We start from the raw sequence: 19769 nt of genomic DNA, 5'->3' as shown, positions 1-19769 counted from the left end.
ACCCGCCACACCTGGAGAAACGGGGACCCCATGACCGAGCAGACACCGGCCGACCGCACCGGCGGCACCGGCGGCGACCTCACCGCCGACGCACCCGAGATGCCCAGACCACAGGTCCGCGAGGTCCCGGCGCACAGCATCGGGGGCGGACTGGCCCTGCTGCTGACCGTGCTCGGGGTCGCGCTGGGCATCGCCCTGCTGATCGTCGGCGGCATACTCGGCGACGGCGGCAACGGCGCCGTCGGCGTACCGATGATCATCGTCGGCATCCCGATGCTGCTCGCCTCTTTCTTCTGCATGACCGGCGTGAAGATGGTCGCGCCCGGCGAGGCCCGCGTCATCCAGCTCTTCGGGCGCTACGTCGGCACCATCCGCACCGACGGACTGCGCTGGGTCAACCCGCTCACCAGCGCACGGAAGATCTCCACCCGGGTGCGCAACCACGAGACCGCGGTACTGAAGGTCAACGACGCCTACGGCAACCCCATCGAGCTGGCCTCGATCGTGGTCTGGCAGGTCGAGGACACCGCCCAGGCGCTCTTCGAGGTCGACGACTTCCTGGAGTTCGTCGCCACCCAGACCGAGGCGGCCGTCCGGCACATCGCGATCGAGTACCCCTATGACGCGCACGACGAGAACGCCCTGTCGCTGCGCGGCAACGCCGAGGAGATCACCGAGAAGCTGGCCCAGGAGCTGACCGCCCGGGTCCAGGCCGCCGGCGTACGGATCATCGAGTCCCGCTTCAGCCACCTCGCCTACGCCCCCGAGATCGCCTCCGCGATGCTCCAGCGCCAGCAGGCCGGCGCGGTGGTCGCGGCCCGCCAGCAGATCGTCGAGGGCGCCGTCGGCATGGTCGAGCAGGCACTGGCACGGATCAACGAACAGGGCATCGTCGAGCTGGACGAGGAGCGCAAGGCCGCCATGGTGAGCAATCTGATGGTCGTCCTGTGCGGCGACCGGGCCGCCCAACCGGTCCTGAACACGGGCTCGCTCTACCAGTGAGTGCCGACAGCCCCGGGGGGACCGGCGCCGAGAGCGAGCGGCCCCCCGCGCGACGGCCGCAGCAGCGCAAGCAGGTGCTGCTGCGGCTGGACCCGCTGATCCATGACGCGCTGGCCCGCTGGGCCGGCGACGAACTCCGCAGCGCCAACGCCCAGATCGAGTTCCTGCTCCGCAAGGCCCTGTTGGAGGCGGGCCGCCTGCCGAAGGGAGCAGGGGCGATACCGCGACGGGGGCGGCCGCCCAAGGAGCCGGACGGGGGCTGAAGCGCGCTACGGAGCTGCTGTCGGTCCTGGTGGCCTTCGAAGGCCTCCGCACGGAGTGACCGCCCCGCCGCCGCGCGCCCGCACCCTGCCCCTATACGCCGCGCGTATACACCGCCGACACACCCCCGAGTAAGGTGTTCGCCATGTCAATCGGTCATACGCTGCTGGGCCTTCTGGAGTCCGGTCCGCGCCATGGGTACGACCTCAAGCGGACCTTCGACGAACACTTCGGGCAGGACCGTCCGCTGCACTACGGGCAGGTCTACTCCACGATGTCCCGGCTGCTGAAGAACGGGCTGGTCGAGGTGGACGCCGTGGAGGCGGGGGCCGGGCCGGAGCGGAAGCGGTATGCGATCACCGACGCCGGGGTCACCGATGTCGCGCAGTGGCTGGCCCGGCCGGAGAAGCCCGAGCCGTATCTCCAGTCGACGCTCTACACGAAGATCGTCCTGGCGCTGATGACCGGCCGGAACGCCGCCGAGCTGCTGGACAGCCAGCGCGCCGAGCATCTGCGGCTGATGCGCGGGCTGACCGAGCGCAAGCGCACCGGCGACCTCGCCGACCAGCTGATCTGTGACCATGCGCTCTTCCACCTCGAAGCCGATCTGCGCTGGCTGGAGCTGACCGCCGCACGCCTGGACAAGCTGGCGGAAGCGGTCCGCCCATGACGCCGGAGGGGTCCCTGCTCGCGGCGGAGGGGCTGCACAAGTCCTACGGGGCCACGCCGGCGCTGGACGGCGTGGAGTTCTCCATCCACCCCGGCGAGGTCGTCGCCGTCATGGGGCCGTCCGGCTCCGGCAAATCGACCCTGCTGCACTGTCTGGCCGGGATCATCAGCCCGGACGCCGGTACGGTCCGCTACGGGCCGCACACCCTGACCGGCCTCAGCGACGCACAGCGCAGCGCCCTGCGCCGTACCGACTTCGGCTTCGTCTTCCAATTCGGTCAGCTGGTACCGGAGTTGACCGCGCTGGAGAATGTGGCGCTGCCGCTGCGGCTGAACGGCGCCAAGCGCAAGGAGGCCGAGCGGCAGGCCCGCGAGTGGCTGGAGCGGCTGGAGGTCGAGTCCGTGCACGACCGGCGCCCCGGGGAGATATCCGGCGGCCAGGGCCAGCGGATCGCGGTCGCCCGCGCCCTCGTCACCCGGCCGCGGGTCGTCTTCGCGGACGAGCCCACCGGCGCGCTGGACTCGCTCAACGGCGAACGTGTGCTGAACCTGCTGACCGACGCCGCCCGGGAGAGCAACGCCGCGGTGGTCCTGGTCACCCATGAGGCCCGGGTCGCCGCGTACTCCGACCGGGAGATCGTCGTCCGCGACGGCAAAGTGAAGGACATGCCGGCGGGCTTGATATGAGCCTGCCGCGCTCGCGAGCCGGGCGCGACGGCGGGCCCGGCGACGGCGGGCCCGGCGACGACCGCGCGCCCGGCACGTCCGCGTCCCCGGCTACCGGCCCCGGCGCCTGGGCCCGGGACCTCGCGATGGGGATGCGGCTCGCGGCCGGCGGCGGCCGCGAAGGCTGGATCCGTACGGCGCTGACGGCCGCCGGTGTCGCCCTGGGCGTGGCCGTCCTGCTGCTCGGCTCGTCCGTGCCGACCCTGATGGACGCCTGGCACGGCCGGGAGAAGGCCCGCGAGAACCTGGGCCAGGCGCACGAGCCGCCGCCCGCCGACGACACCGTGCGCTACACCTCGACCGACACCCGCTTCCACGGGGTGTCGATCCGTGGCCGCCTGGTACGCCCGGACGGCGCGCATCCGCCGGTGCCGCCCGGCGTCCGCCGGCTCCCCGGCCCCGGCCGGATGCTGGTCTCCCCCGCCCTCAAGGAACTGCTGGACTCCCCCGAAGGCGCACTGCTGCGCGAGCGGCTGGACTACCGGGTGGCCGGGATCATCGGCGACGAGGGGCTGCTCGGCCCGCGGGAACTCACCTACGTCGCCCAGAGCGGCACCCTCGCCGCGCCGGACGGCTATCGCATCGACCACTTCGGCAAGGACTGGCACCCGCCGCCGATGCGGGCGCCCGCCGTGGTCCTGCTGATCATGACGTGTGTGGCGCTGATGACGCCGGTGCTGGTCTTCATCGGCACCTCCGTACGGTTCGGCAACGAGCGCCGGGAGCGCCGGCTGGCCGCGCTCCGGCTGGTGGGCGCCGATGTCCCGACGACCCGCCGGATCGCCTCGGGGGAGGCGCTGTTCGGCTCGCTGCTGGGGCTGGTGGCGGGCGGGGCGCTGTTCCTGGGCGGCCGGCAGTGCGCTTCGGTGATCACGCTGTGGGACATCAATGTCTTTCCCTCGGACGTGGCCCCGGGCCCGCTCGCCGTGGCGCTGATCGCCGTGCTGGTGCCGACCGCGGCGGTGGCGGTGACGCTGTTCGCACAGCGCGGGGTCACCGTCGAGCCGCTGGGCATCGTCCGCCGCCGCCCGCCGGTCCGCCGCCGGCTGTGGTGGCGTCTGGCACTGCCCGCCGTGGGCGCCCTGCTGCTGGTGCCGCTGGTCCGGGAATCCCCGTGGCGGGACACCCTGTTCAACACCGTCCGGCTCGCGGCCGGTGCGATGCTGCTGCTGCTCGGGGTCGCCGCGCTGTTGCCCTGGCTGGTCGACGCGGTGGTCGGCCGGCTGCACGGCGGGCCCGTCTCCTGGCAACTGGCCGTCCGCAGACTCCAGTTGAACAGCGGCTCGGCCACCCGCGCGGTCAGCGGCATCACCGTCGCGGTGGCCGGTGCCATCGCGATCCATATGCTGCTGACCGGTATGCAGGCCGGTTTCGCCCAGGCGTACGCCGAGTCCGGCAAGCTGCCGCGGATCGGCCTGTGGGGCAACGCCCGTGACTGGCCACAGGTCCAGCGGGCGCTCACCGCGCTGCGCGCCACCCCCGGGGTGACGGCGGCCCGCGGCACGATCGACGCCGGCCTGTCGCACACCACCGGGCAGCCCGGGTCCACCGACCGTTTCGCGACGATCGCCATCGGCAGCTGCGCCGAGCTGCGCACCCTGGCCCGGCTGGACTCCTGCCGGGACGGCGACCTCTACCTCACCGGTGCCCGCGGCCACGCCCTCACGCCCGGCGCGACCGTCGACCTCAACCCCCGGTACTCCGAGGACGATCCGGTGCGGCCGCACCCCTGGAAGATCCCCACGACGGCCCGCGACGCCCCGCTGCGCCACCCCGGACCCGCCCCCGGCCGCGTCCACTACGACCTGCTGGCCACCCCCGCGGCGGTCGACATCGGCCGCTTCCAGAACCCCAGTGCGGAGTACCAGGTCGACTTCGACCGTGACACCCCGGACGCGGTGGAGCAGATCCGCAACACCGCGGCCCATATCGACCCGGCGATGAACGAGTTCTCCGCGGTCGACAATCCGCATGACGCGCAGTACTCCAGCGTCCGCAACGGCCTGTTCGCCGGTGCCGTCATCACCCTGCTGCTGATCGGCTCGGGCCTGATCATCTCCACCGTCGAACAGCTCCACGAGCGCCGCCGCCTGCTGTCCACGCTCGACGCCTACGGCACCCGCCGCAGCACCCTGGGCTGGTCGGTGCTCTGGCAGACCGCCCTCCCGGTCGTCCTCGGCCTGGGCCTGGCACTGGGCTGCGGCCTGGCGCTGGGCACCCTGCTGCTGACGATGCTCGACACCGCGGTGACGGTGGACCTCCCGGTGGTGGCGGGGATGACCGGCATCGGCGGCGGCGTCATCCTCTTCGTGACGGCACTGAGCCTGCCGCCGCTGTGGCGGATGATGCGGCCCGACGGGCTGCGGACGGAGTGAGCGCGGCGATGCACCACCCCTCCCACCCGGACCGCACCCGGGCGCGGACGGCCCGCCGCTGGTGCGCCGACCTCGCCATGGGCGCCCGGTTCGCCGTCACCGGCGGCCGCGAGGGCTGGATCCGTACGGCTCTGTCGGCGTTCGGCGTCGGCCTGGGCGTCGTGGTCCTGCTGCTGGCGTCCGCCGTCCCGAACGCGCTGAACGCCGCCATGAGCCGGCAGTCGGCCCGCACCGTCGTGCCCGTGGCGGACGGCACCGGCCCCTCGGACCGCTCGCTGCTGACCGTCTCCTCCTACAGCGACTACCGCGAACTGCCGCTGTACGGCCGGGTCCTGGCGGCCGAGGGGCCGCACCCGCCCGTTCCGCCGGGCCTGTCCCGGCTGCCGGGCCCCGGCGAGATGGCCGTCTCCCCCGCTCTCTCGGACCTGCTGTCCTCGCCCGAGGGCGCGCTGCTCAAGGGCCGCTTCGCGCAGCTGCGGATCACCGCCACCATCGGCGCCGAGGGCCTCACCCACCCCGGCGAACTCTTCTTCTACCAAGGCAGCGACACCTTGCCGCGGCCCGGGCCCGCGCCCGGCAACGCGGTCGAGCGGATCAGCGCGTTCGGGGAGCGCGGCACCCCGTTCCGGGCCGGTCCCCTCGCGGTGCTGAGCATCCTCGTGTGCTGTGTCGCGCTGCTCGCCCCGGTCACCGTCTTCATCGCGACCGCGGTGCGGTTCGGCGGGGAGCGCCGCGACCGGCGGCTCGCCGCGCTCCGGCTGGTGGGCGCGGACCGGGCCACCATCCGGCGGATCGCCGCGGGCGAGGCGCTGGCCGGTGCGCTGTTCGGTCTGCTCACCGGCGCCGCGCTGTTCCTGGCCGTCCGGGTCCCGCTCGCCGGCCTCTCGCTCTTCGACCTCGGCGTCTTCCCCGCCGACGTGGTGCCCGACCCCGCACTCGTCTGCTGCGTCGCCTCGGCCGTCCCATTCTGTTCCGTCGGCGTCACCCTGTTCGCCCTGCGGCGGGTCGCCATGGAGCCGCTGGGCGTCACCCGTACGGCACCGCCGCTGCGCCGCCGGCTGTGGTGGCGGGTGCTGCTGCCGGCCGCCGGAGTGGCGCTGCTGCTGCCGCAAGTGATCGGCGGGCGGGGTTCCGGCGACGCCGCCAACGCCCAGGTGATCGTCGGGATGTCGCTGCTTCTGCTGGGGGTGGCGGCGCTGCTGCCCTGGCTGCTGGACGCGGTGGTGGCCCGTCTGGGCCGTGCGGGCTTCAGCAGCCCGTCCTGGCACCTTGCCGTACGGCGGCTCCAGTTGAGCGGCGCCACGACCAGCCGCTCGGTCAGCGGGATCACCGTGGCGGTGGCCGGCGCGGTCGCCGTGCAGGTGCTGCTGAACGGCACCTGGAGCCTCAACGAGCAGGCCCCCCGGCCCGGCTGGACCGAGGTCGACGCGTACGCCGGTGCGGTGCCGGCCGCCCGCGCCCCCCAGATGGCCGCCCGGCTGCGTGCCACCCCCGGTGTCCGCGAGGCGCACCTCCTGATCTCCGGCTACGCGGACTCCGTCCGCCACCACCGGGCCCTGGCACACACCGCACCCGAGGACCGCGGGGACCCCGAGCCGTATCCGGTGACCGTCGCCGACTGCGGCATGCTGCGCCAACTCGCCCACCTCGGCACCTGTTCCGCCGGCGATGTCTTCCTCGTCACGGGCCCCGAGAGCTCCGCCCCGCTCCCGGCCCCCGGCACCCGGCTGGCCCTCGACCCGGTCGGCAGCCGGGACGCCCACCGGGCGCCCGCCCGCTGGACCATCCCGCGAAGCGCCCGCCACACCACCTCCGTGCGCCGTGACCGCCTCCCCGCCTTCGCCGGCCCCGGGGTGTACGCCACCCCCGAGGCGCTGGACGCGACCCTGCTGCGCCGCCCCGGGGTCGCCGTCCTGCTGCGGCTCGACCCGCACACCCCCGACGCGATCGAGTACGTCCGCAACACGGCCGCCCGGATCTCCGTGCGGACCGACGTGGTGTCCTCCCGCGACGGCACCGAGGAAGCCGGCACGGTCTTCCGCCTCGGTCTGACCGCAAGCGCCGCCGCCGTACTGCTGCTGATCGGCTGCGGTCTGCTGATCAGCACCCTGGAGCAACTCCGCGACCGCGCCCGGATGTTGTCGGCCCTGGCGGCGCTCGGCACACCGCGCGCCGTGCTGGGCCGCTCGGTCCTGTGGCAGACGGCCGTCCCGGTGGCCCTCGGGCTGACCCTGGCCGTCGGCTGCGGGCTGTCCCTCGGCGCCCTGCTCCTCCACATGGCCGACCGCCCGCTGCGGCTCGACTGGTGGGGCATCCTCACCCTCACCGGCACCGCGACGGCCGTCGTCCTGGGCATCACCGCGCTCTCCCTGCCGCGGCTGTGGCGCCTGATGCGCCCGGACGGCCTGCGGACGGAGTGAATCTGCGAGATCATTCCGGCGCAGCAGTGCATATCAACTGCCCAAGGGGGGCCCTCCATGCGTCGACTCGTCTACTGCATCGCTTCCACTCTCGACGGCTTCATCGCGGGCCCTGACGGCGCGGACCCCACCGGTCCGGACGGCTTCTGGCCGATCGCCGACGACTACCTCAAGCATCTGGCCGCCGAACTCCCCGAGGTGCTGCCCGTCCAGGCCCGGTCGGCGTTCGGCCTCACCGGTGAGGGCACCCGTTTCGACACCGTCCTGGAGGGCCGCCGTAGCTACGAACTCGGCCTCCGGGCCGGGATCACCGACGCCTACCCCCATCTGCGGCATCTGGTCTTCTCCCGGACTCTGACGCAGAGCCCGGACCCGGCGGTGGAGCTGATCGCCACCGACCCGGTGGCGAAGGTGCGCGAGCTGAAGGACTCGGACGGCAAGGACATCTGGCTGCTGGGCGGCAGCACACTCGCCGGCGCCCTCTACCCGGAGATCGACCAGCTGATCGTCAAACTCAGCCCCCTCACCCTCGGCACCGGCCTCCCCCTCTTCTCCCCGGACACCCCCTTCGACCCCCGCACCTGGGAACTGACCGAACACACCGTCCTCCAGAGCGGCGCGGCCTTCCTGACGTATACGCGGGCGGGCGCGGCCTGAGCCTCGCGGGGCCCTACCCCGTGGCCGCCGCCCTGACCCTCACTCCTTCACGATCCGCACCGGCAGCCCCCGCAGTGCCCCGCGCAGCGCCGCCGCGAACTCCTGGAATTCCTGGTGGCGGGCGGTGCCGGTGCGCATGGCCAGGGCGATTCTGCGGGAGGGGGCCGGGTCCGCGAAGTAGCCGGTGGTGAGCTGGTCGTTGCGGCCGGTCTCGACGCGGAGGGCGGTGCGGGGCAAGAGGGTGACGCCGAGTCCGCCGGCGACCAGCTGGACGAGGGTGGACAGGCCCGCTGCGCTGGTCGTCACGGGGGTGTTCTCGTCGCGGCCGGCCTCGCGGCAGATGTCCAGGGCCTGGTCCCGCAGGCAGTGGCCCTCGTCGAGCAGCAGCAGGTCCAGTTCCTGGAGGGCCTGGCGCGGGATGTCGCCGCGGCCGCCGAGCCAGTGCTCCTTGGGGGCGACCAGGACGAAGTCCTCGTCGAAGAGCGGGAGTTCGGCGACCTGGGGGACGCCGAGGGGGACCGCGAGCAGCAGCAGGTCGAGGCGGCCATGGGCCAGGCCGTCCAGGAGGGAGGCGGTCTGTTCCTCGTGTACCTGGAGGTCCAGGTCGGGGTAGGTCTCATGGACCAGCCGCAGCACGGCCGGCAGGAGGTAGGGCGCGACGGTGGGGATGACGCCGAGGCGCAGCACCCCGGTGAAGGGCGCGCGGGCCGCCTCCGCCTCCTCCATCAGATCGCCGACGGCCTCCAGGACCGCACGGGCCCGTGCGGCCACCCGCTCCCCCGCGGGCGACAGCAGCACCTTGCGCGTCGTACGCTCCAGCAGCTGCACTCCGAGGGTCTCCTCCAGCGCGGAGACCGCCCCGGACAGCGCGGGCTGGCTCATCCCGATCTCGGCCGCCGCCTCGCGGAAATGCAGATGCTCGGCGACCGCCGCGAACGCGCGCAGCTGCGCCAGGCTGGGCTGGCGGGGCCGGCCGCCCAGGTTTGCCGGTGACGCCACTGATAACCACCTCCGATCAACAGCAACCAGTCTAGCTATTTCCCTGATCAATGCCTGCTGTGCCACTGTGTAAGCCGTCCAAGCCTCAAGGAAAGTCCCCAAAAGGGACTTTCTGCGCAACAAGGAGAGTACGTGCTCACTGTCGGTGACAAGTTCCCCGAGTTCGACCTGACCGCCTGCGTTTCGCTGGAAAAGGGCCAGGAGTTCGAGCAGATCAACCACAAGACCTACGAGGGCAAGTGGAAGATCGTCTTTGCGTGGCCCAAGGACTTCACCTTCGTGTGCCCGACCGAGATCGCCGCCTTCGGCAAGCTGAACGACGAGTTCGCCGACCGTGACGCCCAGATCCTCGGCTTCTCCGGCGACTCCGAGTTCGTGCACCACGCCTGGCGCAAGGACCACCCGGACCTGACCGACCTGCCCTTCCCGATGCTCGCCGACTCGAAGCACGAGCTCATGCGCGACCTGGGCATCGAGGGCGAGGACGGCTTCGCGCAGCGCGCCGTCTTCATCGTCGACCAGAACAACGAGATCCAGTTCACCATGGTGACCGCCGGCTCCGTCGGCCGTAACCCCAAGGAGGTCCTGCGGGTCCTCGACGCCCTCCAGACCGACGAGCTGTGCCCGTGCAACTGGTCCAAGGGCGAGGACACCCTCGACCCGGTCGCGCTGCTCTCGGGCGAGTGACACTCCGCTAGCGAACTGGAGGCAGATCTGACATGGCTCTCGACGAACTGAAGTCCGCGGTACCGGACTACGCCAAGGACCTCAAGCTGAACCTCGGTTCGGTCATCGGCAACAGTGACCTGCCGCAGCAGCAGCTGTGGGGCACCGTGCTGGCCTGCGCGATCGCCTCGCGCTCGCCGAAGGTGCTGCGCGAGCTGGAGCCGGAGGCCAAGGCCAACCTCTCCGCCGAGGCGTACGGCGCCGCCAAGTCGGCCGCGGCCATCATGGCGATGAACAACGTCTTCTACCGGACCCGGCACCTGCTGTCGGACCCGGAGTACGGCAACCTGCGCGCCGGTCTGCGGATGAACGTCATCGGCAACCCGGGCGTGGACAAGGTCGACTTCGAGCTGTGGTCGCTGGCCGTCTCGGCCATCAACGGCTGCGGTATGTGCCTGGACTCGCACGAGCAGGTGCTCCGCAAGGCCGGTGTGGACCGCGAGACGATCCAGGAGGCCGTCAAGATCGCGTCCGTCCTCCAGGCCGTCGGCGCCACGCTGGACGCCGAGGCCGCGCTCGCCGAGTAATTCCGGCGCGCGGACACCCGCACAAGAACCCCCGCAGACCTGGTGTCTGCGGGGGTTCTGTGCGTCCGGCGGGCAGGGGCCTACTCCCGGGGCTCCTCGGACGGGCGCGGCGCCGGCGGCGGCGTCGGTGCCACCCCGAGCGCGGTGGCACCGCGCGGGGCCACCGACATCCGCAGCGCCTGTTCCCTGGAGTACGAACGGAGGTAGCCGACCACCGTGTTGGTGACCGCCACCAGCGGGACCGCGACGACCGCGCCGCCGATGCCCGCGATCAGCCCGCCCGCGGCCACCGAGAGGATCACCGCGAGCGGATGGACCCGGACGGCCCGGCCCAGGATGAACGGCTGGAGGACATGGCCCTCGATCTGCTGGACGGCCAGCACCACCGCCAGCACCATCAGCGCGGTGAACACCCCGTTGGCGACCAGCGCGATGACACAGGCCAGTGCGCCCGAGACCACCGCGCCGACCAGCGGGATGAACGCGAACAGGAAGATGAAGACGGCTAGCGGGACGGCCAGCGGCACATTGAGGAAGTAGAGCCCGATGCCGATGAAGATGGCGTCGATCAGGGCGACGACGACCGTGCCGCGCACATAGGCGGTCAGGGTGCGCCAGGCCCGCGGCCCCGCCCCGGCCACGCCTTCACGGGCCGCGCTCGGGACCAGCTTGAGCAGCCAGTTCCAGATCCGCCGGCCGTCGTAGAGCAGGAAGAGCGTGGTGAACATCGCGAGCAGGATGCCGGTGAACACCTCCAGGATGACGGTGACACCCTCCAGACCGGCCGAGGTGATCGCCTCGGTGTTGGCGCCGACCGCATCCTGGAGATTCTTCGCGATGTGGTTGATCTGACTCTCGGTCACATGGAACGGGCTCTTCAGCAGCCAGCCCTTGAGCTCGGTGATGCCCTCCTGGATACGGCTGGAGACCGAGTCGATGTTGTCCTGCACCTGCCACACGACGAACCAGCCGACCAGGCCCATGATCACGAACCCGCTGATGAAGGTCAGCGCGGTGGCCGGCCCGCGCGGCAGCCCGCGCGCACGCAGCCAGCCCACGGTGGGCTGGAGCAGCGCGGTGATCAGCGTGGCCGCGATGAAGGCCAGTACGACCAGTTCGATGGTGGTGATGACGCGCGCCAGCACCCACAGGGTGGCGGCCAGCACCAGCAGCCGCCAGCTCGCCTCGGCGGCCACCCGTACGCCCCACGGCACCGCGTCGACCGGATCGGGGCGGGCCGCGACGGCCGGGGCGTAGGAGGGCGGGGCGGGCACCGACTCCGGCGGGCGGCCCGCGGCCGGCTCGGGCTCCTGCTCCGACCCGGGCCCCGGCACGCCGTCCACCGCCGTGGGCAGCTGCGTACGGGGAACGGTGAGCGTGCCCACCGAACGGCCGCCCGCTGAACGGTCACCCGCGGGGCCGTCACCCGCCGGGCCGTCGACCGCCGAGCTCTCGGCCGCGGAGGCGTCCGCGTGCTCGGCACGCCTCAGCTCCGGGTCGTCGGCCGCCGCCGCGGCTTCCGCGCGGCGGCGCTGTTCCTCCAGCCGCTGCGAGAGCCGCGTCAGACCGGCGCCGAGGCCACCGACCCACTGAGGCAATCTGGACATGTCCTTCCTCTTCCCCTCCCACGCGCCACAAGCTGACGGCACGACGTTACCTGTGCGGCACGCGCGAAACCCCCGACGCGGGCGCGTTCGGGGGTTTCGGAAGTGCGATGGTGCGGCTTACGGCCTAGTACCAGCTGTTCGCCTGCCAGAACGACCAGGCACCACAGGGGCTGCCGTAACGGTCGTTCATGTAGTTCAGGCCCCACTTGATCTGGGTGGCCGGGTTCGTCTGCCAGTCGGCACCGGCCGAGGCCATCTTGGAGCCGGGCAGCGCCTGGACGAGCCCGTAGGCACCCGACCCGGCGTTGGTGGCCTTGTAGTTCCAGCCGGACTCGTGGTCCACGATGTTGCTGAAGCACTGGAACTGGTCGCTCGCCATCATCTGGCGGGCCATGGACTGCGTCTCGGAGATCGAGTACGAGCCCTTGGAGACGAAGTCGCTCGCGTCGCGCGTGGCGGACCGGGAAGCGGCCAGCGTCTTCTCGCGCTTCTCGGCGGCCTTCTTCGCCTTCGCTTCTTCCGCGGCGTCCTTCTTGCTCTTCGCGGTCTCAGCTGCGGCCTTGCGCGCCGACTCCTGGGCGGACTTCAGGGCTGCCGTGTCCGCCTGGGTGGACTGGTCGTCCGCCTGCTGCGTCAGGGAAGCCGTCTGCACCTGGGCCTGTGCGCCCGCGGGAATGTCGGCGATCGTCGCATCGGCAGCGGCGGCCTCGGTGTTATCGACCGAGGGGAGCGCATTGCCCGAAGCGACACCGGCGACGGCGCCGACAGCGGTGACCGCGGTGGCGGATGCCACGGCGAGTCCCCGGACCGAGATCCGGCTCACACGTTTTCCTTCCAGCATCGTCCGCATAGGTGACCTCGCGGACGCAATCGTGCCCCTGGCGCTGGTCTCCCCTTGTTCCGGGCCCGGTTGAACGATGGGTCCGGCTGGTCACGGGAGGCACTGGCCCGGTACGTCCCCCTCGGGGTCCGCGTGGTGCTCGGGCGGCATACGGCGTTTCGCTATGAAGTTCGTGTTCGTTCCACACCGCTGGGGGTGTTGATGCTGCCGTATGCGGGGCCTGACAGGACCCAGACTCTGCCCGACCGGGATGCCGGGAGGCAATTCCCCACTGGGTGTGAAAGCTCACACCTCGTTTACGGCAAACGATTTTCGGATATCCACTCGCAGCACAACGCCGCCCGGCTAAGCTCCTTCGCTTCGCCGGGCGGCGCCGTCTCCACTACCGGTCAGATCCGGCCTTCCTCCAGCATTTCGGTCACCAGCGCCGCGATCGGCGAGCGCTCCGAGCGGTTCAGCGTGACGTGCGCGAACAGCGGGTGCCCCTTCAGCTTCTCGACGACCGCGACCACGCCGTCGTACCGCCCGACCCGGAGGTTGTCGCGCTGCGCGACATCATGGGTCAGCACGACACGGGAGTTGGCGCCGATACGGGACAGAACCGTCAAAAGGACGTTCCGTTCCAGTGACTGGGCCTCGTCCACGATGACGAACGCGTCATGCAGCGACCGCCCGCGGATATGGGTCAGCGGCAGGACCTCCAACATGCCGCGCCCCACCACCTCTTCGATGACCTCCTTGCTGGTCACCGCGGACAGCGTGTCGAAGACGGCCTGCGCCCAGGGGCTCATCTTCTCCGCCTCGCTGCCCGGCAGATAGCCCAGCTCCTGCCCGCCGACGGCGTACAGCGGCCGGAACACCATCACCTTGCGGTGCTGGCGGCGCTCCAACACGGCCTCCAGGCCCGCGCACAGCGCCAGTGCCGACTTGCCCGTGCCGGCCCGCCCGCCCATCGAGACGATGCCGACATCCGGGTCCAGCAGCAGATCCAGCGCGATCCGCTGCTCGGCGCTGCGGCCGTGGATCCCGAAGGCCTCCCGGTCGCCCCGCACCAGCCGGACCGCGCCGTCCGAGGTGACCCGGCCGAGCGCCTTGCCGCGCTCGGACTGCAGCACAAGTCCGGTATGCACCGGAAGTTCGGCCACCTCCGGGACATGGGTGGTCTCGGCGGCGAACAGATCGTCGACCTGTTCGGCGGAGATGGTCAGCTCGGCCATCCCCGTCCAGCCGGAGTCGGTGATCGCCAACTCGGCGCGGTACTCCTCGGCCAGCAGCCCGACCGAGGACGCCTTGATGCGCAGCGGCAGGTCCTTGGAGACGACCGTGACGTCATACCCCTCGGCCTGGAGATTGCGCGCCACCGCGAGGATCCGCGAGTCGTTGTCGCCGAGCCGGAAGCCCGCGGGCAGTATCCCGGGGTCGGAGTGGTTCAGCTCGACCCGGAGTGACCCGCCGAGCTCCCCGATGGGGATGGGCGAGTCCAGCCGCCCGAACTGCACCCGGTACTCGTCCAGCAGGCGCAGCGCCTGCCGCGCGAAGTAGCCGAGCTCGGGGTGGTGCCTCTTGGCCTCCAGCTCGGTGACCACGACGACCGGCAGCACGACCTCGTGCTCGTCGAAGCGGGCCATGGCGCCTGGGTCTGCCAGCAGGACACTGGTGTCGAGGACATAAGTGCGCCGGTCGTTATCACGGCGCTGCTTGATGTTCACCACGGATGGACGAACCCCCTCGGATGAGGTTGGGGTGCGACGGCGTCGCGGGGCGGTGTTCTCCCGGGGCCACCGCTTCGGGGCGGCGTCCCCGGGACCCCCGGCCATCTAGTGACCGGACCGGGCTCGGGCCACGATGCGCGGGCCGAGCGCCGGCCCTCCGCGTCGACCGTGCTGTGCGCACGGACCTCCGTGATGTGCAAAGGGCCTCCCGGGCGGACGGCCCCATGCCGCCCGCTGAGATGCGGCGTCTGATGGCTTGTTCCTGACGCCGACCTGGAAGGGATATTCCCTCGAACCCTCGTCGCCATGCCACGGCATATGACGCACAGCCGATGAACCTTGGGTGACACGTGATCACCGAGCGGCGGAGCCATTCGGGTGAGCCCCGAGGGGATGGTGCGTCAGAAGAGGCCCCGCCGGCGGTGCATGGGGCCGGCGGGGCCTGGTGACGTACCGTGACAATCAAGGGCGTCCGGGACGTAAGGGTTGTATGGGGCGTAACGCGCCTGGCGGAAAGGGAGCGGCCCCGGGAGGACTCGCGCTAGAAGCCGTAGCGCCGGTGCCGGGCGGCGTAGTCGCGCAGGGCGCGCAGGAAGTCGACCTTCCGGAACGCCGGCCAGAAGACCTCGCAGAAGTAGTACTCCGAATGGGCGCTCTGCCACAGCATGAAGCCCGACAGCCGCTGCTCGCCGCTCGTCCGGATCACCAGGTCCGGGTCGGGCTGGCCGCGGGTGTAGAGGTGCTCGGAGATCAGGTCGATGTCGACGATCTCGGCGAGCTCCTCGAAGGAGGTGCCGCGCTCGGCGTGTTCCAGCAGCAGCGAGCGCACCGCGTCGGCGATCTCCTGCCGGCCGCCGTAGCCGATCGCCACGTTCACCAGCACGCCGGTGTTGTCTTGGGTGGCCTGCTCGGAGTCCTTGAGCACCTTCTGGGTGGCGGTGGGCAGCAGATCGCGGTTGCCCACGTGGTGCACCCGCCAGCGGCCGTCGGCGGCCAGGTCCCGGACGGTGTTCTCGATGATGCCGAGCAGCGGCTTCAGCTCGTCCTCTGGCCGGTCGAGGTTGTCGGTCGACAGCAGCCACAGCGTGACCACCTCGACATCGGTCTCCTCGCACCAGCCGAGCAGCTCACTGATCTTGAGCGCACCGGCCTGGTGGCCCTGCTCGGTGGTCCGCCCGTCGGCCCGCGCCCAGCGCCGGTTGCCGTCCAGGATGACGCCGATGTGCTTGGGCACCTGGGTGTGATCCAGGCGACCCTCCACCCTGCGCGCGTACAGCCGATAGACCAGATTGCGCAGTGCAGGCGGATACGGGATGCGCACCCCGGAAGATCGCAGCATGTGTGGTCCAGCCCCTCCGTGCCAATGGCGGTCGCCCCGTCGCCTCAAGTGGGCAACTTTACTTCTCGGCTGTCTCGACAGCCCAATCAGGTAGGTCACAAGTACGTGATAGGGAGATGAGCATGACTGGCACCGACTACCGCGCGGCGGAATCCCGCTACGACTCGATGAAGTACCGGCGAACGGGTCGCAGTGGACTCAAACTCCCCGCTATCTCCCTTGGACTCTGGCACAACTTCGGGGACGACCGCACCCTGAGCTCCCAGCGCGCCATCCTGCGCCGCGCCTTCGACCTGGGCGTCACCCACTTCGATCTGGCCAACAACTACGGTCCGCCACCCGGGTCCGCCGAGCTCAACTTCGGAAAGATCTTTGCACAGGACTTCCGCGGCTACCGCGACGAGATGATTCTGTCCACGAAGGCCGGATATCTGATGCACCCCGGCCCGTACGGCGAATGGGGTTCACGGAAATATCTCCTCTCCTCGCTGGATGCGTCACTGAAGCGGATGGGCGTCGATTACGTCGATATCTTCTACTCGCACCGCTTCGACCCCGACACCCCGCTGGAGGAGACGATGGGCGCGCTGGCGTCCGCCGTCCAGCAGGGCAAGGCCCTGTATGTCGGGATTTCCTCGTACAACGCGGAGCAGACGCGGGACGCGGCCGGCATCCTGCGCGCGATGGGCGTACCGGCCCTGATCCACCAGCCCTCGTACTCGATGATCAACCGCTGGACCGAGGACGATCTGCTGCTGGACACCCTCGAAGCGGAGGGCATGGGCTGCATCTCTTTTGCGCCACTCGCGCAGGGCATGCTGACGGACAAATATCTGCACGGCGTCCCCGAGGGCTCGCGCGCCGCCCAGGGCAAGTCGCTGGACCCGAATCTGCTGTCCGACGACGTCGTGCGCCGGCTCCGGGGCCTCAACGAGATCGCCGCCCGCCGTGGCCAGTCGCTGGCGCAGCTCGCCCTGGGCTGGGTGCTGCGCGACGAGCGGATGACCTCCGCCCTGATCGGCGCCAGCAGCGTCGCCCAGCTGGAGGCCAATATCGCGGCCCTCGACGCCCCCGCGATCACCGAGGCCGAGCTGGCCGAGATCGATGAGTTCGCCAGGACCACGGACGGCGTGAACATCTGGGCCCGCCGCTGAGCGCTTCGCGCGCTGGCGACGCGGGGAGCCGTCGTGCGGCCGCGGCTGCGTCGTGACTGGTCACGGGGTTCCCGCGCCCCGGACAAAAAGCGGGCCGGTCCGTGGGGGGGATACGGACCGGCCCGAGGGGGGGTTTCCACCATAACCCCGCGGGAGGGGTGCTGCGTGCACCGGCGTGGCCGCGGCGGGTCGGGCGCTCCCGGAGGCTCCGGCCCGGAGTGGGTCAGGCCGCCGCCGCGGCGCCCGGGAGCAGCCCGCAGAACGCCCCGATGATCATGAAGGGCCCCAGGGGCATGACCGCTTTCCGCGCCTCGCGCCGTACGAGCAGCAGCCCCGCGCCGTAGAGCGCACCGAGCAGCACCCCCGCGGCGCCGCCCGTGACGAGGGTGCGCCAGCCGTACCACCCAAGGGCGATCCCCAGCCCGACCGCGAGCTTGACGTCGCCCAGCCCGATGCCCCGTGGGTTCACGAGATAGAGGACGAGGTACCAGGCGCCGAGGAGCAGGCCGCCCAGCAGGGCCCGCCGCCACGCCGCGGTCTCGCCCGTGAGCCAGCCGACGGACCCCAGCAGTGCCGCGCCGGCCGCGGCGAGCGGCAGCGTCAGCACGTCCGGGAGCCGCCGGGCCCGCCAGTCGACGGCGGCCAGCAGCACCGCGACCGGCGCCATCACCAGCCAGGCGACGAGTTCCGGCCGGGGCCCGGTGGCCGCCGCCAGGGCCGCGCAGACCAGCGCGGTGGCCGCCGCCGTGGGCAGCGGGCCCGGCCCGTACGCCCCGCAGTCCGGACAGCACCCGCGCCCCAGCCAGCCCCGGGCCGGCCCGGTGATCGGATGCCCCCCGGGACAGACCGCGCGCCACTCCTCCTCGGGATCGACGGCCAACCGGTGGACGGGCCGCGGTATCAGCAGCCCGGCCGCGGCCCCGTAGACGGCGGCGAGGAACATCAGCATCACGGACACGCGTCGACCCTAGAGGCGCCCGGTGGCGGTCCGCCGGGAAAGTGCGGGAGTGCCGGACTGCGGGATTGCGTGCGTGCGGGAGCTGATAGAACGCTGCCCATGGCGCGTTGGGAGAACGGTCCGGGAGTTCTGTACGGGGCGGGGAGCGGTGTTCCGGTGGAGATCGCGGCGTCCTACCGGGCCCGGGCCCGCGGGCTGTTGGGGCGTGACGGTATCGAGGGGGCGCTACTGCTCACCCCGGCGAGCGGGGTGCACACCTTCCGGATGCGGTTCGCGATCGATGTCGCCTATCTGAGCCGGGACTTCACCGTGCTCGCCGTCCGCACCATGCGCCCCGGGCGGCTGGGGCGCCCCCGCCTCCGCGCCCGGCACGTCCTGGAGGCGGAGGCCGGCGCGATGGCGCGCTGGGGGCTGCGGCCCGGACTGCGCCTGGGGGTGGAACCCGGCCGGTGAGGGCGGCCGGGGTGCTCTTTCTCTACTCGCCGCTACCGGCGGCCGCCGCCGCGGCCCCGCTTACGAGGCGCGCGGGAAGCTGACCTCGACCCGGCGGTTCTTCTTGCGGCCTTCCTCGGTGCCGTTGTCGGCGATCGGGTACTGCTCGCCGTAGCCGCGGATCTGGAAACCGACGGACGAGCCGAGGTCCTTGGCCAGTTCCTGCTGGACGGCGGTGGCGCGCTTCTTGGACAGCACCAGGCCGTGGCCCGCCGAGCCGAGGTTGTCGGTGAAGCCGAAGACCCGCAGGCTGGTGGCGTTCTGCTTCTTGATCTCGGCCGCGATGGTGCCGATCCGGGACAGCGCGTCCGACGACAGTTCGGCGCTGTCCTTGCCGAAGAGGACCTCGGCCTGGAGCGCGAAGGTCACATTGTCGTTGGTGTCCTGGCGGCGCTCGGAGCCGTCGTCCGCCTCGACGATCGACTTGATGTTGAGGACCTTGGACGGCGCGAGCTTGGCACCCTGGACCATCCGCAGATCGGGGTCGCCGGTGTCGATGTGCACCGGCGGGCTGGAGTCCTCGGTCACGCCCGGCGGATCGGCATGGGCGACGGGGGCGGTCAGCGCCGCGGAGAGCAGCAGCGCGACGGCGGCGGTGGCGGCGCTCCGGGGCGCTCGGCGCACCCGGTGTCCTCGGGTCATCTGGGTCGCGGTCATCGGTGCCCGCTCAGTCCGTGATCCGCACGCTGGCCGGCGGCAGGGTCGGCAGCTGGAAATCGACCTCGGTGACCTTGGCCGGCGGCGCCGGGAACTGCGCGAAGATCGGGCGGCTGGCCCCCGGCATCAGCCCGCTGAGGCCCGTCGTGCACAGGCATTCGCCGTTGGTGTCGCGCAGCACCAGATAGCGCTTCTTGCCCGCCTTGTCGACGAGGGTCGCCCCGGAGATCGAGGAACGGGACCGCAGCTCGGTCTCGTTGGAGCGCCAGTCGATGGCGTTGAAGGCGCGGGTGCCGCGGTTGGTGACCGTGCCGTTGACGGTGACGAAGCCGCCGGAGTCCCGGACCACGGAGTGCAGGGTGACCACCACGCCGTCCGGCCCCTTCATCTCGCCGATCACCTTGTCGGAGTCGGCCGCCGGGGCGCCGGGGCCGCTGTCCTTGGGAGCGGTGCTGCGGGCCGGTGGCTTGTCGCCGTCCGACGCCTTCGCACCGCCGCTGTCACCACCGCAGCCGGCCACGACGAGCGCAAGGCCGACAGCGCTCGCCATGGCGACCGCTCCCCTGGCGGCCTTCGTGGTGCGCCGAATGCTCATGGGATGCGATTCCTTTGATCGTCGTCTGGTCGTCTCGAGGGGGGTGGTCGGG

General features: G+C 71.5%; 19 protein-coding genes. 11 read left to right on the top strand and 8 right to left on the bottom strand.

The window, feature by feature from the left end; all coding sequences use genetic code 11:
- Window positions 1–30: 30 nt before the first annotated feature.
- The 7 genes from CP981_RS25085 (at window position 31) to CP981_RS25055 (ending at window position 8110) form a co-directional block, all read left to right on the top strand.
- Window positions 31–1002 carry an SPFH domain-containing protein gene (locus tag CP981_RS25085; protein WP_085926739.1) on the top strand — a complete coding sequence of 324 codons (972 nt, stop codon included), beginning with the start codon at window positions 31–33 and terminating at the stop codon, window positions 1000–1002.
- A complete protein-coding gene (locus CP981_RS25080) occupies window positions 999–1265 on the top strand; it encodes a type II toxin-antitoxin system antitoxin (RefSeq protein WP_085926740.1) in 267 nt (88 codons plus the stop codon). Before CP981_RS25085 ends, CP981_RS25080 begins: the two co-directional genes overlap by 4 nt.
- 143 nt (window positions 1266–1408) lie before the next feature.
- Window positions 1409–1933 (top strand): PadR family transcriptional regulator, encoded by a 525-nt coding sequence (locus CP981_RS25075; protein WP_085926741.1) that lies wholly within the window; start codon window positions 1409–1411, stop codon window positions 1931–1933.
- Window positions 1930–2619, top strand: coding sequence for an ABC transporter ATP-binding protein (locus tag CP981_RS25070; protein WP_085926742.1), 690 nt, complete (start codon window positions 1930–1932; stop codon window positions 2617–2619). Before CP981_RS25075 ends, CP981_RS25070 begins: the two co-directional genes overlap by 4 nt.
- Entirely contained in the window at window positions 2616–5033 is a 2418-nt protein-coding gene (locus CP981_RS25065) for an FtsX-like permease family protein (RefSeq protein WP_085926743.1), read from the top strand. Before CP981_RS25070 ends, CP981_RS25065 begins: the two co-directional genes overlap by 4 nt.
- Before the next feature lie 8 nt (window positions 5034–5041).
- On the top strand, window positions 5042–7453 hold the full coding sequence (locus tag CP981_RS25060; RefSeq protein WP_085926744.1) for an FtsX-like permease family protein: 2412 nt from the start codon (window positions 5042–5044) through the stop codon (window positions 7451–7453).
- Window positions 7454–7510: 57 nt separating this feature from the next.
- A complete protein-coding gene (locus CP981_RS25055) occupies window positions 7511–8110 on the top strand; it encodes a dihydrofolate reductase family protein (protein ID WP_085926745.1) in 600 nt (199 codons plus the stop codon).
- Window positions 8111–8149: 39 nt separating this feature from the next.
- Here CP981_RS25055 and CP981_RS25050 read toward each other — a convergent pair whose 3' ends face one another.
- Complete coding sequence (locus CP981_RS25050) at window positions 8150–9109, bottom strand: hydrogen peroxide-inducible genes activator (RefSeq protein ID WP_085926746.1); 960 nt, start codon at window positions 9107–9109, stop codon at window positions 8150–8152.
- Between the two features lie 132 nt (window positions 9110–9241).
- Between CP981_RS25050 and CP981_RS25045 the strand changes: the two genes are divergently transcribed.
- Both CP981_RS25045 and CP981_RS25040 read left to right on the top strand, forming a co-directional pair.
- Window positions 9242–9796, top strand: coding sequence for a peroxiredoxin (locus tag CP981_RS25045; RefSeq protein WP_085926747.1), 555 nt, complete (start codon window positions 9242–9244; stop codon window positions 9794–9796).
- 32 nt (window positions 9797–9828) lie between these two features.
- The gene (locus CP981_RS25040) at window positions 9829–10362 is read left to right on the top strand and encodes an alkyl hydroperoxide reductase (RefSeq protein ID WP_085926748.1); all 534 of its coding nucleotides are present in this window, start codon (window positions 9829–9831) and stop codon (window positions 10360–10362) included.
- An 80-nt stretch (window positions 10363–10442) separates the two neighbouring features.
- Here CP981_RS25040 and CP981_RS25035 read toward each other — a convergent pair whose 3' ends face one another.
- The 4 genes from CP981_RS25035 to CP981_RS25020 form a co-directional block, all read right to left on the bottom strand.
- Window positions 10443–11969 carry an AI-2E family transporter gene (locus CP981_RS25035; RefSeq protein ID WP_167536152.1) on the bottom strand — a complete coding sequence of 509 codons (1527 nt, stop codon included), beginning with the start codon at window positions 11967–11969 and terminating at the stop codon, window positions 10443–10445.
- Between the two features lie 124 nt (window positions 11970–12093).
- Window positions 12094–12792 carry an aggregation-promoting factor C-terminal-like domain-containing protein gene (locus CP981_RS25030; protein WP_085926750.1) on the bottom strand — a complete coding sequence of 233 codons (699 nt, stop codon included), beginning with the start codon at window positions 12790–12792 and terminating at the stop codon, window positions 12094–12096.
- Window positions 12793–13199: 407 nt separating this feature from the next.
- A complete protein-coding gene (gene phoH2, locus CP981_RS25025; protein WP_085926751.1) occupies window positions 13200–14522 on the bottom strand; it encodes an RNA 5'-3' helicase PhoH2 in 1323 nt (440 codons plus the stop codon).
- Window positions 14523–15063: 541 nt separating this feature from the next.
- Entirely contained in the window at window positions 15064–15861 is a 798-nt protein-coding gene (locus tag CP981_RS25020; protein WP_085926752.1) for an isoprenyl transferase, read from the bottom strand.
- Between the two features lie 122 nt (window positions 15862–15983).
- Here CP981_RS25020 and mgrA point away from each other — a divergent pair, with 122 nt between their 5' ends.
- Window positions 15984–17015 carry an L-glyceraldehyde 3-phosphate reductase gene (mgrA, locus tag CP981_RS25015; protein WP_085926753.1) on the top strand — a complete coding sequence of 344 codons (1032 nt, stop codon included), beginning with the start codon at window positions 15984–15986 and terminating at the stop codon, window positions 17013–17015.
- A 223-nt stretch (window positions 17016–17238) separates the two neighbouring features.
- Here mgrA and CP981_RS25010 read toward each other — a convergent pair whose 3' ends face one another.
- Window positions 17239–17964 carry a prepilin peptidase gene (locus CP981_RS25010; protein ID WP_085926779.1) on the bottom strand — a complete coding sequence of 242 codons (726 nt, stop codon included), beginning with the start codon at window positions 17962–17964 and terminating at the stop codon, window positions 17239–17241.
- A gap of 108 nt (window positions 17965–18072) precedes the next feature.
- On the opposite strand from CP981_RS25010, the gene CP981_RS25005 reads away from it, so the two are divergent.
- Window positions 18073–18426: a DUF192 domain-containing protein gene (locus tag CP981_RS25005; RefSeq protein ID WP_085926754.1), complete on the top strand. Its 354-nt coding sequence runs from the start codon at window positions 18073–18075 to the stop codon at window positions 18424–18426.
- Window positions 18427–18486: 60 nt separating this feature from the next.
- Here CP981_RS25005 and CP981_RS25000 read toward each other — a convergent pair whose 3' ends face one another.
- Window positions 18487–19122 (bottom strand): OmpA family protein, encoded by a 636-nt coding sequence (locus CP981_RS25000; RefSeq protein ID WP_085926755.1) that lies wholly within the window; start codon window positions 19120–19122, stop codon window positions 18487–18489.
- Window positions 19123–19132: 10 nt separating this feature from the next.
- Window positions 19133–19717 carry a hypothetical protein gene (locus CP981_RS24995; protein WP_085926756.1) on the bottom strand — a complete coding sequence of 195 codons (585 nt, stop codon included), beginning with the start codon at window positions 19715–19717 and terminating at the stop codon, window positions 19133–19135.
- Window positions 19718–19769: the final 52 nt, after the last annotated feature.

The sequence above is a fragment of the Streptomyces platensis genome (assembly GCF_008704855.1).
GTDB classification, from domain to species: Bacteria; Actinomycetota; Actinomycetes; order Streptomycetales; family Streptomycetaceae; genus Streptomyces; species Streptomyces platensis.
This window is presented reverse-complemented; position numbering and strand designations above follow the sequence as displayed.